Source organism: Roseateles sp. (assembly GCF_039929605.1).
Lineage (GTDB): Bacteria > Pseudomonadota > Gammaproteobacteria > Burkholderiales > Burkholderiaceae_C > Pelomonas.
On the sequence record NZ_JBDSQX010000094.1, the window covers coordinates 16,890 to 30,562 of the forward strand.

General features: G+C 68.1%; 12 protein-coding genes. 9 read left to right on the forward strand and 3 right to left on the reverse strand.

Going from position 1 to position 13,673, the window contains the following annotated elements; translation table 11 throughout:
• Position 1 precedes the first annotated feature (1 nt).
• Positions 2–1,129, reverse strand: coding sequence for a sterol desaturase family protein (locus ABIS05_RS12855; protein WP_348010607.1), 1,128 nt, complete (start codon positions 1,127–1,129; stop codon positions 2–4).
• Between the two features lie 112 nt (positions 1,130–1,241).
• On the opposite strand from ABIS05_RS12855, the gene ABIS05_RS12860 reads away from it, so the two are divergent.
• The 5 genes from ABIS05_RS12860 to ABIS05_RS12880 all read left to right on the forward strand — a co-directional run bounded on the left by ABIS05_RS12860 (position 1,242) and on the right by ABIS05_RS12880 (position 6,836).
• Positions 1,242–1,811: a 5-formyltetrahydrofolate cyclo-ligase gene (locus tag ABIS05_RS12860; protein WP_348010608.1), complete on the forward strand. Its 570-nt coding sequence runs from the start codon at positions 1,242–1,244 to the stop codon at positions 1,809–1,811.
• A gap of 662 nt (positions 1,812–2,473) precedes the next feature.
• Positions 2,474–2,707, forward strand: a complete 234-nt coding sequence (locus ABIS05_RS12865; RefSeq protein ID WP_348010609.1) for a DUF1161 domain-containing protein — start codon at positions 2,474–2,476, stop codon at positions 2,705–2,707.
• Between the two features lie 10 nt (positions 2,708–2,717).
• Positions 2,718–4,049 (forward strand): Xaa-Pro dipeptidase, encoded by a 1,332-nt coding sequence (gene pepQ, locus ABIS05_RS12870; RefSeq protein ID WP_348010610.1) that lies wholly within the window; start codon positions 2,718–2,720, stop codon positions 4,047–4,049.
• On the forward strand, positions 4,046–5,791 hold the full coding sequence (locus ABIS05_RS12875; RefSeq protein ID WP_348010611.1) for a VanW family protein: 1,746 nt from the start codon (positions 4,046–4,048) through the stop codon (positions 5,789–5,791). The genes pepQ and ABIS05_RS12875 overlap by 4 nt, the downstream gene beginning before the upstream one ends.
• Complete coding sequence (locus tag ABIS05_RS12880) at positions 5,784–6,836, forward strand: hypothetical protein (RefSeq protein WP_348010612.1); 1,053 nt, start codon at positions 5,784–5,786, stop codon at positions 6,834–6,836. The genes ABIS05_RS12875 and ABIS05_RS12880 overlap by 8 nt, the downstream gene beginning before the upstream one ends.
• 11 nt (positions 6,837–6,847) lie before the next feature.
• Here the strand turns inward: ABIS05_RS12880 and ABIS05_RS12885 are convergent, their stop codons facing one another.
• Positions 6,848–9,109 (reverse strand): hypothetical protein, encoded by a 2,262-nt coding sequence (locus ABIS05_RS12885; protein WP_348010613.1) that lies wholly within the window; start codon positions 9,107–9,109, stop codon positions 6,848–6,850.
• A 233-nt stretch (positions 9,110–9,342) separates the two neighbouring features.
• On the opposite strand from ABIS05_RS12885, the gene ABIS05_RS12890 reads away from it, so the two are divergent.
• The 3 genes from ABIS05_RS12890 to ABIS05_RS12900 are packed head-to-tail and all read left to right on the forward strand — an operon-like array spanning position 9,343 to position 12,364.
• Complete coding sequence (locus tag ABIS05_RS12890) at positions 9,343–10,854, forward strand: MFS transporter (RefSeq protein WP_348010614.1); 1,512 nt, start codon at positions 9,343–9,345, stop codon at positions 10,852–10,854.
• Between the two features lie 15 nt (positions 10,855–10,869).
• Positions 10,870–11,703 carry a hypothetical protein gene (locus tag ABIS05_RS12895; RefSeq protein WP_348010615.1) on the forward strand — a complete coding sequence of 278 codons (834 nt, stop codon included), beginning with the start codon at positions 10,870–10,872 and terminating at the stop codon, positions 11,701–11,703.
• Positions 11,704–11,710: 7 nt separating this feature from the next.
• Complete coding sequence (locus tag ABIS05_RS12900) at positions 11,711–12,364, forward strand: hypothetical protein (protein WP_348010616.1); 654 nt, start codon at positions 11,711–11,713, stop codon at positions 12,362–12,364.
• 2 nt (positions 12,365–12,366) lie between these two features.
• On the opposite strand, the gene ABIS05_RS12905 is transcribed toward ABIS05_RS12900, so the two are convergent.
• Entirely contained in the window at positions 12,367–12,852 is a 486-nt protein-coding gene (locus ABIS05_RS12905; RefSeq protein WP_348010617.1) for a low molecular weight protein-tyrosine-phosphatase, read from the reverse strand.
• Between the two features lie 152 nt (positions 12,853–13,004).
• On the opposite strand from ABIS05_RS12905, the gene ABIS05_RS12910 reads away from it, so the two are divergent.
• Positions 13,005–13,673: hypothetical protein (locus tag ABIS05_RS12910; protein ID WP_348010618.1), on the forward strand; the 669-nt coding region annotated here is incomplete at its 3' end.

The window sequence follows — 13,673 nt, forward strand, 5'->3', positions numbered from 1 at the left end:
ATCAGCCTTTCCAGGTGAACGGAAAGTGCAGTTGCTTCAGGAAGCCGTCCGGCACGTAGTCACCCAACACGCCGTAATGCTCTGGCCACTTGCGCTCTGACTGCACGGCAGTGCCGAAGAGATGGTCCAGGAAGGCGAAGTGGGCCGCGTAGTTCTTGTCCAGCGCCTCCTTGTCCTGCGAGTGGTGCCAGTGGTGGAAGTTGGGCGTCACGATGACGTAGCGCAGCGGCCCCAGCCGCACGCTGACGTTGGCGTGGTTGAACACGGCCTGGAAGCCGACGACGACGATGTAGGCGTCGATCACCTCCTTGCTGAAGCCCAGCACGAAGATCGGTGCCAGCACCAGCGTGCGCGTGATGACCAGCTCCAGGATGTGCTGGCGTGAGCCGGCCAGCCAGTCCATGCTCTTCACGCTGTGGTGCACCGCGTGCAGCCGCCACAGCGTTGGCACCTCGTGATAGGCCCGGTGCGTCCAGTACTGCACCAGGTCGGCCACCAGGATGATGAGCAGCAGCGCGACGACAAAAGGCAGGTCCTGCACCCAGGCGCGGATGCCGTCCTTGGCCGCCCAGCCGAACAGCTTGTGCACCAGCAGGTTGGTGGCCAGCAGCACGAAGCCCACGGCCAGGTGGTTGACGATGAAGTGGTGGAAATCCGTCTGCCACTCGGGGCGGAACACTGGCTGGTCGCGGCGCAGCGCGAACAGCTTCTCGATGAAGACGAAGATCAGCGTCGAGCCCAGCAGGTCGAGGATGAACCAGTCCAGGCCGATGTAGGGCGTGTCGGCGGGGAAGTTCGGGTCCACCTCCACCTTGTGGCCGCCCAGGGCGAGCGCCAAGCCCAGCAGCACGAAGGTCCACAGCGCCAGCCAGCGCGAGCGGCTGAAGACGATGTTGAACAGCGCCAGCCCGCCCGCCAGCACCAGCGCCCAGTACAGCAAGCGGCGGATCACGTCGACGTCATAGGACTGGCGCAGCTGCGGCGTCGTCAGATATTCGGGGAAGTGAAAGGCCAGCACGCCCAGGAAGCACAGGATGGCCAGCGACAGCGCGATGACGCCGCTGATCAGCCCCTTGCCCGGCTGGAGGGCGCCGTTTGATTCACTGAGCTGGTTGATTCGGTTCAGCATGTTTTATCCGTCTGCCTGACTGTTGCCAAGTCGTTGCAAGGGGGCGACTCTACCGACCCAGGGCCTTGGCCCACAATGGCTGGATTCACAGGCCAGCGAGGAGGCTACGCCCTTGGACGCCAACGACCGCGCCGCCATCCGGCACAAGCTGATCGAACAACGCCTGGCCCTGCCCAACCGGCTGGAGCTGGCCGCCGAGTTGCAGGAGGTGCTGAGCGTCTGGCTGCTGCGCAGGCAGGAGACGACGATCGGCGCCTACTGGCCCATCAAGGGCGAGTTCGACCCGCTGCCCGCCCTCTACCGCTGGGGCGAGACCCACCCCCACCGCCGCATCGGCCTGCCGGTGGTAGACAAGGACCACGGCACGCTGCGCTTTCATGTCTGGTACCCCGGCTGCCCGATGGAGGAAGACGCCTTCCACATCCCCAAGCCCAAGGGCACCGAGGAGTTCAAGCCGCAGCTGATGCTGGTGCCCTGCCTGGGCTTCGGGCCTGCGGGTTTGCGGTTGGGCTATGGCGGCGGCTTCATGGACAAGACGCTGTCGGAGATGGACCCGAGGCCGGCGTCGGTGGGGATCGGGTATGCGCATGGGTTTCTGCCGTTGCTGAAGCCGAGTTCGTTGGACATGCCGCTGGATGCGATGTTGACGGAGGAGGGGGTGGTTTGGGATCGGGAGGGGTGACGGGTTTGGATTTGGATTTGGATTTGGATGCTTTTGCGGAGAGCTTTTGCGACCCGATGCATTGCCGGGAGTCCGCCCCGGCGGGCGGGTAACTTTCTTCTGCGGGGCCAGAAGAAAGTCACCAAAGAAGAGGCCCTGAATCCGCACGCCAGCGGGGTGGCGGGCTTGGCACTGGACCGTGCCCACACGCGACCCGCTGCGCTCTCGCTGCTGTCCTTGTGACGAGTGCTACTGCCCGTGCCAGCACGCCGCTTAACGCCGGCTGCACGCCGGGCTCACCAGGAATGCAAATGCCGCGTCGCCCGAGCGACGCTGTCTTCGGTATTGCTCGTGAGCACGGCGTGCAGCCGCGCGTTAGGCGGGCAAGCGGCGCGATGGATGGTGCTGGTGACAAGGACAGCAGCGAGAGCGCAGCGGTTCGCTTCGAGGCACGGCTCGGTTCGAGCATCGCGAGCGCTTCATGCCGCTCGAGTGCGGATTGCATTGAGCGCCTCTCTTTTGGTGACTTTGCTCTGGCGCGACAGAGAAAAGTTACCCGCCCGCCGGGGCGGACTCCCGGCATGGGCCTTGGCACGTCACGCGCCTCTCCGCGAAGCCCATGCGAACAGCCAAGCCTGTCCCACAATCCAAACTCCCCATTGCCACAAGCAAGCAAAACCGCCATGTCCAAGCCCACCCTGCTGATCCTGTCTACCGCCGCGCTGCTGCTCACTCAAGCCGCCCACGCCGCCCCCAAGCCCTGCGACGAACTCAAGGCCGAGATCGCCGCCAAGCTCGATGAGAAGGGCGTCAAGGGCTATGAGCTGACCGCCGTCGACAACGACAGGGTCGGCGAGGCGAAGGTCGTCGGCAGCTGCGATGGCGGCACCAAGAAGCTGACCTACGTGCGCAAGTGAGCGAACGGCCATGAGCCTCTACCTCGACCACCTCGCCACGCTGCAACGGCAGGCGGAAAGCGCACTCGAACGCACCGGCTTCGACACGCTGCTCATCGCCTCCGGCATCGAGAAGTACGCCTTCCTCGACGACCGGCCCTACCTCTTCCAGCCCAACCCGCATTTCAAGCACTGGCTGCCGCTGACCAACCACCCGCATTCGTGGCTGGCCGTGCGGCGGGGCAGGAAGCCGCGCGTCGTCTACTTCCAGCCCGAGGACTACTGGCATGTGCAGCCCAGCGCGCCGAGCGGCGAGTGGGTGGATGCGGTCGAGCTGGTCGTCATCCGCGAGCCCGAGGAGGCGGCCAAGGCGCTGGCCGATCTCGTCACGCCGCGCACGGCCGTCATCGGCGAGGCGGACTCGGCATTGCCCGGCATCACGCCCAACAACCCCGAGCCGCTGCTGAACCTGCTGCACTGGGCGCGCGGCGTGAAGAGCCCCTACGAGCTGGAGCAGATGCGCGCCGCCCAGCGCCGTGCGGTACCGGCGCACCGGGCTGCGCGGCAGGCCTTCCTGGCCGGCGCCAGCGAGGCCGAGATCCACCGTGCCTATCTCGTCGCCAGCGGCCACACCGACCGCGACCTGCCCTACGGCAACATCGTCGGCCTCAACGAGCACGCCGCCGTGCTGCACTACCAGTACCAGGACGAGAGCCCGCCGCCCCAGTCGCGTAGCTTCCTCATCGACGCTGGCGCTCAGGTGAACGGTTATGCCAGCGACATCACGCGCACCTGGGCCAATCCAAATGTCTCGGGCCACGACGAGTTCGCGGCGTTGATCGCGGCGATGGAGGTCGAGCAGCTCGGCCTCGTCGACGAGGTGCGCGAGGGCGTGGACTACCGCGACATCCACCTCAGCGCCCACCGCCGCACGGCACGCGTGCTGCGCGGCGCGGGTATCGTCAACGGCATGAGCGAAGAGGCCATGGTCGAGGAAGGCGTCACCAAGCCCTTCTTCCCGCACGGCATCGGCCATCTGCTGGGCCTGCAGGTGCACGACGTGGGCGGCTTCATGGCCAGCCAGGACGGCGGCGTGGCGGACAAGCCCGAGGGTCACCGCTACCTGCGTCTGACGCGGCCGCTGCAGGCCGGCATGGTGGTCACCATCGAGCCTGGGCTGTACTTCATCCCCATGCTGCTGCGCGAGCTGCGCGCGTCGAAGAACTCGGCTCAGGTGGACTGGGCCGTCGTCGAGCGCCTGTCGCGCTACGGCGGCATCCGCATCGAGGACGACGTGGCCTGCCGCGCGGCGGGCGAGGCGCCCGAGAACCTGACGCGGGACGCGTTCGCAGGCGTCGCATGACGGCGGAGTCCTGGCGCCTGCCCAGGCGCCGGGACGCGCTGAGCTTCTGGCTGCGCACGCGTCTGCTGAGCCTACGCTCGCTGGTGATGTACGCCTTGTCGCCATCGGCCGTGCGCTGGCCTGCTGCCGGAGCGCTGGCCGATGCGCCTGTCGTCGCCCAGCATCGGAGCCCCTTGTGGACCGATGGCGATGACGCCGAGTTTTCGCTGACTGCGGGCAAGGTCGAGAACCTGAGATTGGCCATCAAGGCCTTCCAGGCGGTGGAGATCCGAGCGGGCGGCGTGCTGAGTTTCTGGGCACAGCTGGGGCGGCCGAGCGCCCGTCGCGGTTTCGTCGTTGGCCGCGAGATCCGGGAAGGCTGCATCGTGCCGACGGTTGCGGGCGGCATCTGCCAGTTGTCGAATGCGTTGGCCGCCGTGGCGGCGCGGGCGGGCATCGAGTTTGTCGAGCGTCATGCGCACAGTGCCCGCACCAACGCCACGCCGGAGCAAGGCCTCGACGCGACGCTGTTCTGGCACCACATCGACCTCAAGCTGCGCGCCCGCGCGGCGTGGCGGCTCGACGTGACGATGGACGATCGCGAACTCATCGTCAGCTTGCGCTCGCACGCGCCGCCTGCGGCCCGTGCAGTGGTGATGCAGCCGCAGCGGCCTGCACGGGCGCTGGCCCGCAGCTGCCTGGACTGCCAGGAGACGCAGTGCTTTCGGCATGAGCAGCATCGGGGGTTGCGCAGCCAGTCCGCGCGCACCGCCGCCCTGCTCGACGCCTGGAGCCCTGAGTTCGCGGGCTATCTGGCAGCGAGACAGGCCGAGCATTTCGCGCCCGTACCGCTGCGGCTGGCTTTCTGGCGACCGCGCGGGCGCGCCTGGAGCGAGGTTGCCTGGGCCGCGAAAGCGACCAGCTTGCGCGGCGCGCTGTGGCGCCGCCTGTGGGCGCGGCACGGTGGCGGCCGGCGGCAGGCGGCCATCCTGGATGCGCAGCGCTGGCTGGCGCAGGCCTATGCCGCCGTGCTGACGCCGCTGCACACCCGCCTCATCGTCGACCAGGCGCTGCTGCCGCATCTGGCGTTGTGTGGCGCCCTGGACGGACGCGAGGTCGAAGTGCTGGCGCATTCGCTGCCGTTCGACGAGATCCATGCGCGGCTGGACCTCGCCGCGCAAAGGCATCCGGCTGCCAGCCTCAGCGACTTTCGCGCGTCGCCTGAACTGGTGGCGGCCGAGGCGCAGGGGTTGGCACGGGCGCGGCGCCTCGTCACGCCGCATGCCGACGTGGCGTCGGTGTTGGGCCGCGCTTTTGGCGAAAAGGTTACCCGCCTGCCATGGGCCACCGTGTCCGCGCGGCCATTGGCAACGCCGGACTGCGGGCAACCGCCGCTATTGCTGTTCCCGGCGCCAGCGGTCGCGCGCAAGGGCGCGCCTGAGCTCGCGGTCGCGTTGGCCGGGCTGGGCTGCCGGCTGCGCGTGCTGGGCCGGCTCGATGCTGCGGCGTGGCCGGGCATCACGCTAGACGGAGCGGCAGCGGGCGACCCTCTCGACGGCGTTGTGGCCGTGGTACTGCCAGCGCATGTCGAGCACGCGCCGTGGCTGCTGCTGAGAGCCTTGGCCCAAGGCCTGCCTGTCATCGCGACGCCAGCCTGTGGCCTGGACGCCGGATCGGGGCTGACGCTCGTCGACGCCGGTGATACGGCAGCGTTGCGTGTCGCCCTCATCACGATGTTGGGTGCGGAGCGGCGTCATGCGTGAACGTGCCGGCTGGCGGCTGTCGGCGTTGGGATTGACGCTGATGGCTTGCTCCTGCGCGCTGGCCCAGCCCGCGCCGTCGCCCGCCCAACTGGGCCGTGTCGAGGTGCAAGGCGAGTCGGCAACAGCGCGGGAGAAGAAGACGCTGGCCCAGCTCTTCAAGGCCGAGGCGCTGTTCGCGCAGTACCGCGCGCTGGCGCCGGCCGCGGCGCTGACCTTCAAGGTCTACGCGCGTACGCAGGCCGAGACGACGCAGCGCCTGGAGCTGGGCCTGATGACACCCGCCGGCCGGCAGCCGGTGGCGCTGGACGGCGAGGACCGCTTCGTCATCGACCCCGCCTGGCATCAGCTCCCCGAGCGCACCGAACTGCGCAGCCGCCTGGCCGATGGCCGCGTGACCTGGCGGCCCGACATCCGCACGCCAGGTATTCCAGACGGCGAGCGCCGCCTGGGCGACCTGCGGCTGCAATGCCGCGTCGGCTATGGCAGCGGCGTGGCGCGCGGGGCGACCGGTTTTGGCTGGCTGCGGTCCCTGGTCATCGACGACTGCGAGGACCGCGAATGGAGCCCCAGCAACTTTGCGGACCGGCCCGTCTTTGCCGTCACGCTGGTGCACGGCGAGCGGCGGCTGACCCTCAGCGAGCGCCTGCTGCACGGCCTGCGCGACAGCGGTGCCGAGGATTACGACTGGGGCTTTTCGCTGCGCGAGCGCATGTTCCGCCTGCCCATCGGCGACACGAGCTGGCCGGACGACACGCGCGTCGTCTTCGAGTGGATGGACGACCCGGCTGCGCCGCCGGATGCGGCCCTGCAAGCGCTGCCCGACGACTGGGTGCGGGCGGCGTTGGCGCTGGCGCCCGGCATGACACCGGCCGAGGTGGCGCAGCGGCTGGGCGCGGCCAGCGACGACACGCGCTTCGAGTCGCGCAAGCGGCTGCAGCGGCATCTGCGCGAGGTCAAGACGCCCGCCGGGCCGCTGCAGCTGGAGCTGGTTAGCCTGTTCGACGCCGAGGACCGGCTGGTGAAGATTTCGCTGCGGCGGCCGTAGCCGGGCCAGCGCTACTGAGCCTTCGGGTCGCCGTACTGCACACCCCGCCCGTGCGTGCCGACGTAGACGCGGCCGAAGACCTTGGGGTCGCCGCTGACTTGAAGGATGAGCCCCCACTGGTGCGCGTCGTCGTTGATGCGCTGCCAGCTCGCTGCGCCGTCGATGGAGCGGAAGACGCCGTACTGGCCGGTCACGGTGCCGACAAGGTAGAGGGCCGGCTCGTTCGCGCCGGGAGCGGCACGGCCGAAGCCGAAGGCGTGGATTTCCGACACGCCGGGCAGGCGCTTGAAGGCCTGGCCGCTGCCGGCGCGGTACAGGCCATGAAAGGCAGCGACCCAGAGGTCCCCTTCGCGGCCGGGCGTGGCGTAGAGGCGGTCCTGGCCGCCGCGGTCGTCGCCGCGGTTGCTGCGGTTGTTGCGGCCCGCTGCGACGCGCGTCACGGGGCCATCGGGCAACGCCAAGGGCTTGGCGCTGAAGCTCAGGCCGCCGTCGTCACTGGCGAAGAGCTTGTCGTCGAACAAGGCCATCGCGTGGAAGCGCTTGGGGTTGACGCGGTCGGCGATGACGCGGGTGCCGGCGGGCAGGCCGTTGACCGCCTTCCACGTGTCGCCGTGGTCGTGGCTGACGTGGGGCAGGCCGCCCCTGGGTGTCCACACCCAGGCTTTGCCGTCGGCCGACACGGCGATGAAGCCGTCGCCGGACTTGGCGTCGGGCACCGTCGCCGGCTCGCGCCAGGTGGCGCCGCCGTCGAGCGAGTAGCCGAGGTTCTTGGCGCCATCGCGCGGCTTGCCGATACGCACGATGACCTCGGGCGCCGCCTCAGCCCCGGTCACGTCGTGCGTGTTTCCAAAGAAGGGCGGCTTGGGGTTGCCGGCGGCAGGCTTGTCGAGGTCGGCATGCACGAAGCCGGAGTAGTCGCCGATGGCCGTCACCAGCGGCACGCCCTGGGTCGGGCTGTGCAGGGCCAGCGCCACGGTCTCCTCGATGCCTGCGGCCATGACCCGCCACGTCGTCGGTTCGCCCTTGTCGGCACGGGTCAGGTCCAGCGTTTCCCAGCCGCCATAGCCGGTGGTGAAGAGGGCGTGGTCGGGGTTGGCGGGGTTGATCTTGACGTCGTAGAGCCAGTGCAGGGGCGTGTCGGCCACGTAAGGCGCCGCAGCGGCGTCGAACTTGGCGGCGGTGAACAGCGGCCGCCAGGTGGTGCCGCCGTCGGTGCTGCGGAACAGCTCGTCGCCCTTGCCACGGCCGGCGGTGCTGGCGAGCAGGCGCTGCGGGCTCGTGGGGTCGACGGCGACGGTGGCATAGCCGAAGGGCTGCGTGGCGCTGGGGCGCTCGGGCGTGATGTCGGCCCAGGCCTGCCTGCCCACGTCGTAGCGCCACACCGAGCCATCGCGCATGCGGTGCGGGCCAGGGTCGCTCGCATACGCGATGTAGAGCTGACCGTCGCTCGCCAGCGCGGCGCGCATCGGGCGGTGCTGTGTCGGCGCGCCGGGCACGGCAGCCCACGTCGCGCCGGCGTCGCGGCTCACCCAGAGGCTGGGCCGGCCGACAACCGACACGCCCGAGTAAATCGTGCGGCTGGGCTGGCCGCGCGTGCCGCTGGTGGGGTCGAAGAGGACGAAGTTGATCGTCGCCTTGCCGTCGCTGCCGCCCCAACTGGGCGGTGCGCCGTCGGACTCGTTGCGGCGCCAGGCCGAGTCGGGGAAGGCGCCGACGCGCTGGAAACTGGCAGCCGCATCGCCGCTGCGCCACAGGCCGGCGAGGCGGCTGGCCAGGTAGATCACGCGGCCGTCGTTCGGGTCCACGGCCAGGCGCTCGCCGTTGCCGCGCCCGCCCTCGTTGCCGCCAAGCTTGAAGGGCAGGTCGGTGCGCTGGAACGTGCGGCCACGGTCGTTGGAGCGCAGCACGGCGCCGTCGGGCACGGCGGGGTTGGTGTAGGTGCCGCAGGCGAGGTAGAGGGCGTCGGGGTTGTTGGCGTCGATGGCCAGGCTCTCGACGCCCATCAGGTTCACGTCCGCCAGCGGCAGCCAGTCCAGCAGCGGCTGCCAGCGACCGGTGGCGGTGTCGCGGCGGTAGGCGCCGCCCATGTCGGTGCGGGCGTAGGTCAGGCCGGGCACGGCGGGCTGGAAGACGATGCCGTCGACAAAGCCGCCGCCGACGATCTCGACCGGGCGCCAGCTGTAAGGCGTGGGTGTGGGTGGAGCGGCCTGGGCTGCCTGGACCGACGTGGCGGCCAGCAGCAGGGCGCCCAGCAGGGGCTTGATGGGGTTCATGTCTCTTACTTGTATCTCTCTGGGCGAGCCGGCTGAATCGTAATTTGTTCGCCGAGCGAACAAATACGGTTTACCCCGTGGAAACGTAGGAAAGCCGACTCGCGGCGCGTCCGGCGCAGCGTTCGGCCAGGGTTCACGGCAGGCCCCACAGCACTCGGAAATGGGATACTTTCCATGAAACCACAGCTCACAAAAAATGGAACAGAAGTCCATTTTGCAGGAAGCAGCAAGTCATGCGCAGAACCATCTCGATGAAGCACACGCTGAGCTACGGCAGTGCGAACCTGCTGGGCAGCGGCGCCTTGGCCATCGCGGCAGCCTGGCTGCTGTATTTCTACACCACCTTTTGCGGGCTGACGGTCGTTGAGGCAGCCACGATCTTCTCCGTGGCCAGCATCCTGGACGCCATCAGCAACCCGGTGATGGGGTATATCAGCGACAACTTCTACAACACCCGATTGGGGCGCAAATTCGGGCGCCGGCGATTCTTCATTTTGCTCGGCATTCCTTTGGTGCTGCTGTATCCGCTGATGTGGATCGAGGGTTTCGGGTTCTGGTATTACCTGAGCATGTATGCCCTCTTCGAGCTCGTCTATACCTCGATCATGGTTCCCTATGAAACCCTGGCCACCGAGATGACCACGGATTTCGCCGTCCGCTCCAAACTCACGGGCTCGAAGGCCATGTTCGGCAAGGGGGCCAACTTCCTGGCGGCCTTCATCCCGGCCCAGCTGTTCCTGATCTACAGCAAGGAGTCGGCCACGCCCTTCCTGCTCACGGGCATCATCTACGCGCTGATCATGTGCGCCGCCCTGACGCTGCTCTACTTCAACTCCTGGGAGCGGCCCGCGCACGAAGTGGTGCAGGAGCGCGCCGGCAGCCTTTGGCAGGCGCTGAAAAAGCTCAGCGCGGACATGATGTCCACCTTCCACCTGAAGATATTCCGCAAACACCTCGGCATGTATCTACTGGGCTTTGGCGCGGAATGGCTGTTTGCGTCGATATTCACCTACTTCATTGTCTTCTGCATGGGGCAGGATAAATCGGTCGTTGGGTATCTGAACAGTTTCAGCTCGGTCATGCAGCTGATATCGACCATGCTGTTCATCGGCGTGTGCATCAAATTCGGTTTTGCGCGGCCCTACCGGATTGCGCTGCTCGTCGTCTGCGGCAGCGTGCTGGCCTATGCCGCGCTGTTCTATCTGGGCTGGTCCAAGGAAACCACAGCCATCGCGCTCTTTGCCATCACAGCGGTGTTCGGCCTGGGCACCGGCGGCGTCTACTACATCCCCTGGACGGTCTACACCTTCCTGGCCGATGTCGACGAAGTGCTGACCGGCCGTCGGCGTGAAGGCATCTATGCCGGCGCCATGACCTTCGCCGGCAAGATCACCCGTTCGGTCATCGTTTTCGCCATGGGCTGGATGCTGGGCCAGTTCGGCTTCCTGTCCGGCCAGGCCACGCAGCCGGGCACGGCGATCAACGCCATCCTCGGCATCTTCACGCTGGGCGTGATCGGGCTGGCGCTGGGCGGCATCTACTACACGACCCAGATGAAGCTCGACCGCAAGAACCACGCGGTGCTGCTGGAAGAAATCGCCCGCATCAAGGCCGGTGGCCGTATCGCCGACGCCCCCGCCGAGGCCCGCGCCGTGGCCGAGGAGTTGACCGGCTGGAAGTACGAGCAATGCTGGGGCAATAACTCGCTGGCTCCGCAAGGGACGGCAGTGCCGATGCGGGGCTAGGGCACGCTGGGCTGTTTGAGGGCATTCCGCACGCTCAGCGGCCTGCGTCTGGCGCGCGGCTGCGAGGCTGGCGGCACAGTGCTGCCCATGACCACGCCGACGTTTTCCCGACGCATCGCGGCCGCCCTCGCGCTGGGGCTGGGCCTGACCCTCTCGCCGGCCTGGGCTGCGCTCATCGACCACGAGCGCGCCCAGATCGTGCTGCTGCCGCTGCTCCAGCCGCCCAAGCTGGCCGTGGCCGCGCCGCCTGAGGAACGGGTGCTGCGGGCCGGCGACCTGATCTCGGTCTTCGTGCCGGACAAGTCCACGCTCAAGTTCATCGAGAAAGGCGCGCTGTCGGACACCCTCGTGGCGCTGGACGAACCGCGCTACCGCGAGCTGTCGGCCCAAGGTGGCGGCCACGTCGCCGAGCCGGGCTTGCCGCCCATGCGTGGCTATGCGTGGAAGCGCTTCGGCGCGGCCAAGACTGGCGTCGTTCACCTGCAGATCAGCCAGGCCGGCGAGACGCGGTGGTATCGCTTCGACATCGGCGCGGCGCCAGAGTTCAAGTACGGCCGTGACGTCAGGCGCAGCGACGCGCAACAGAACGAGCCGCTGTCCCTGACCGACTACGACCAACTGGTGCTCGACCTGCCCGGCGAGGCCGGTGATGGGTGGGCGATTGGGCCGGCCGCCGCCAGCGGCTTGAAGCTGGTCTCGCTGGTGCAGGCGGCCGAGCACCGTGTCAGCGTGACGCTGGCCGTCGTTCGCTCGGATGGCATGCCGCGTGAACCGTCGCTGGTGGTCTCCAGCGGCACTCGGCAATTCGTCTACGCGTGGCGGCGTGCCGCTGTGCCGCTGTCGCGCTGAGCCTTTGATGAAAATTTCAGCCTTGCTCGCCTTGTTGGTTGCGGTCTTGATGGCTGCGGCCTGCGCGCAGCAGTCGACCCAGGAGATGGACCGTGCGCGAGCCGCGAAGGCCCGCGAGATGCAGCACAGCGACGCCGGCGTCCACGCGCAGTACGCGGCCGATGCCCCCAAGCGCCAGGCGATGCGACGCTGGCACGAGAGCCACCGGCCCTGGCGGGTGCTGGTCTTTCATGCGTTCCGGCCTGGCATCCTGTCGATGTGCGAGAACGCCCATCGTTGGCCAGATTTCGAGCGCCTGGCGTTGCCCGATGCCGCCGATCCGCTCAAGGCGCGCTGGCTCACCGAGGCGGCGCTGGTCCAGTGGTCTGGCGGGCGATTTTCGCAACCCGCTGGCGGCGACCTGCCGGCCGAGCCTCGGCTCCTGACCGACGCCTGCTTCACGCTGTACGTCGGCGGCACGCCCCTCTTGTCAGGCGCCGTCGTGCCGACCTACTCGGCGCGGCGCTTCGACTTCCCCGCGCTGGTGGTGGAGGCAGCGCCGGTTGACGGGCCCCTCAAGCTGACTCTCGCCCCGCGCTTTCCAGCGCAGCAGGGTGGGCCGGTGCCGGCAGGCTGGGGCGAGTTGCTGAAGGGCCTCGTGGACGCCGACCCGACGCCCTGAATTCAGGCCGTGGTCTTGCGCAAGCCGCTGGCGATCAGCCCATCACAGGCGGCTTCCACCAAGTCCAGCACCTCATCGAAACCCGCTGCGCCGCCGTAGTACGGGTCGGGCACGTGCGGGTTGCCGGCCTCGGGCGCGTAGCTCATCAGCAGCTTCAGCCGATGCTGCTGGCCCGGTGGGCACAGGCGCGCTGCGTTGGCGAGGTTGTCCGCATCCATCGCCAGCACGAGGTCGAAGCGGGCGAAGTCCTCGGCCACCAGCTTGCGGGCGCGCAGGGCGCTGAGGTCGTAGCCGCGCTGCGCTGCGTGTTGCTGGCTGCGTTCGTCGGGCGGCGCGCCGATGTGATAACCGTGAGTGCCAGCGGAGTCGACCTCCACGTCCAGCCCGGCCGCCTTCAGCTTGGCGCGCATGACGCCCTCGGCCGTGGGGCTGCGGCAGATGTTGCCCAGGCAGAAGAAAAGGATGCGGTGAACAACAACGGAGGACATCGGCAAGCCCCAAGGCAATGAGTCGCAGGTCGCCGATTGTCCGTGGCTCACCGGTGCGGCAAGTCCAGCAGACCATCGCTCACAATCCACTCATCCCCGTCGATGCTGCTTCGCGGCGTGGCTCAGCTCAGCCCTTGTGAGGAAATCCGGTCATGGCATTCGCGTTCAAGCATCTGCGACGAGTCTTCATCGTCGCGACGGCCTTCGCGGCGTTGTTCTGCGCCTGGTATCCGCCGCTTCAGACGCATGCCAATGCGCAGGTTGACGCCGGTCTGAAACGCGCGCTGATCAGCTTCGCCTCGGCGCGGACGCTGAACGCCATCATCTCGGTGGTGCAGGGGACAGAGATGTCGGTCCAGCCCTTCGGCGTCGGGCTGACCTTGACGCCGGGCCAGGTGCTCGACCCCATCAACGATTTGCTGGAGCAGTTCTCCAGCCTGATGCTGGTAGCCAGCGTGGCCTTTGGCATTCAGAAGATCCTGCTGGCCGTGGGCGGACACGGGGTCGTGTCCGCCCTGGTGTCGGGGGCGCTGCTGTTGTGGGCCACGCTGGTGCTGCTTGACAGGCCGCAGGCCTGGCTGTCCCGCATCGTCTTGGTGCTGCTGATGACCCGGTTTGCCGTGCCCCTGGTAACCCTGGGCAGCGATCTGATTTTTCAGCAGATGCTGGCCCCGCAGTACCAGGCGCAGCAGGCCTCGCTGGACCTGGCGGTGCGCGATGTGGCGAGCCAGGTGCCGCAGACCAAGACTGCTGGCGATGCGCCGACCAGCCTGCTCGGCAGGTTCAGGAGTGCGGTCAAGGACCAGGTGAAGGATCTACCA

Coding starts and splice junctions, on each gene's coding strand:
- ABIS05_RS12855 (WP_348010607.1), bottom strand. CDS start 1,129: ATGCTGAACCGAATCAACCAGCTCAGTGAATCAAACGGCGCCCTCCAG.
- ABIS05_RS12865 (WP_348010609.1), top strand. CDS start 2,474: ATGTCCAAGCCCACCCTGCTGATCCTGTCTACCGCCGCGCTGCTGCTC.
- pepQ (WP_348010610.1), top strand. CDS start 2,718: ATGAGCCTCTACCTCGACCACCTCGCCACGCTGCAACGGCAGGCGGAA.
- ABIS05_RS12875 (WP_348010611.1), top strand. CDS start 4,046: ATGACGGCGGAGTCCTGGCGCCTGCCCAGGCGCCGGGACGCGCTGAGC.
- ABIS05_RS12880 (WP_348010612.1), top strand. CDS start 5,784: ATGCGTGAACGTGCCGGCTGGCGGCTGTCGGCGTTGGGATTGACGCTG.
- ABIS05_RS12885 (WP_348010613.1), bottom strand. CDS start 9,109: ATGAACCCCATCAAGCCCCTGCTGGGCGCCCTGCTGCTGGCCGCCACG.
- ABIS05_RS12890 (WP_348010614.1), top strand. CDS start 9,343: ATGCGCAGAACCATCTCGATGAAGCACACGCTGAGCTACGGCAGTGCG.
- ABIS05_RS12900 (WP_348010616.1), top strand. CDS start 11,711: ATGAAAATTTCAGCCTTGCTCGCCTTGTTGGTTGCGGTCTTGATGGCT.
- ABIS05_RS12905 (WP_348010617.1), bottom strand. CDS start 12,852: ATGTCCTCCGTTGTTGTTCACCGCATCCTTTTCTTCTGCCTGGGCAAC.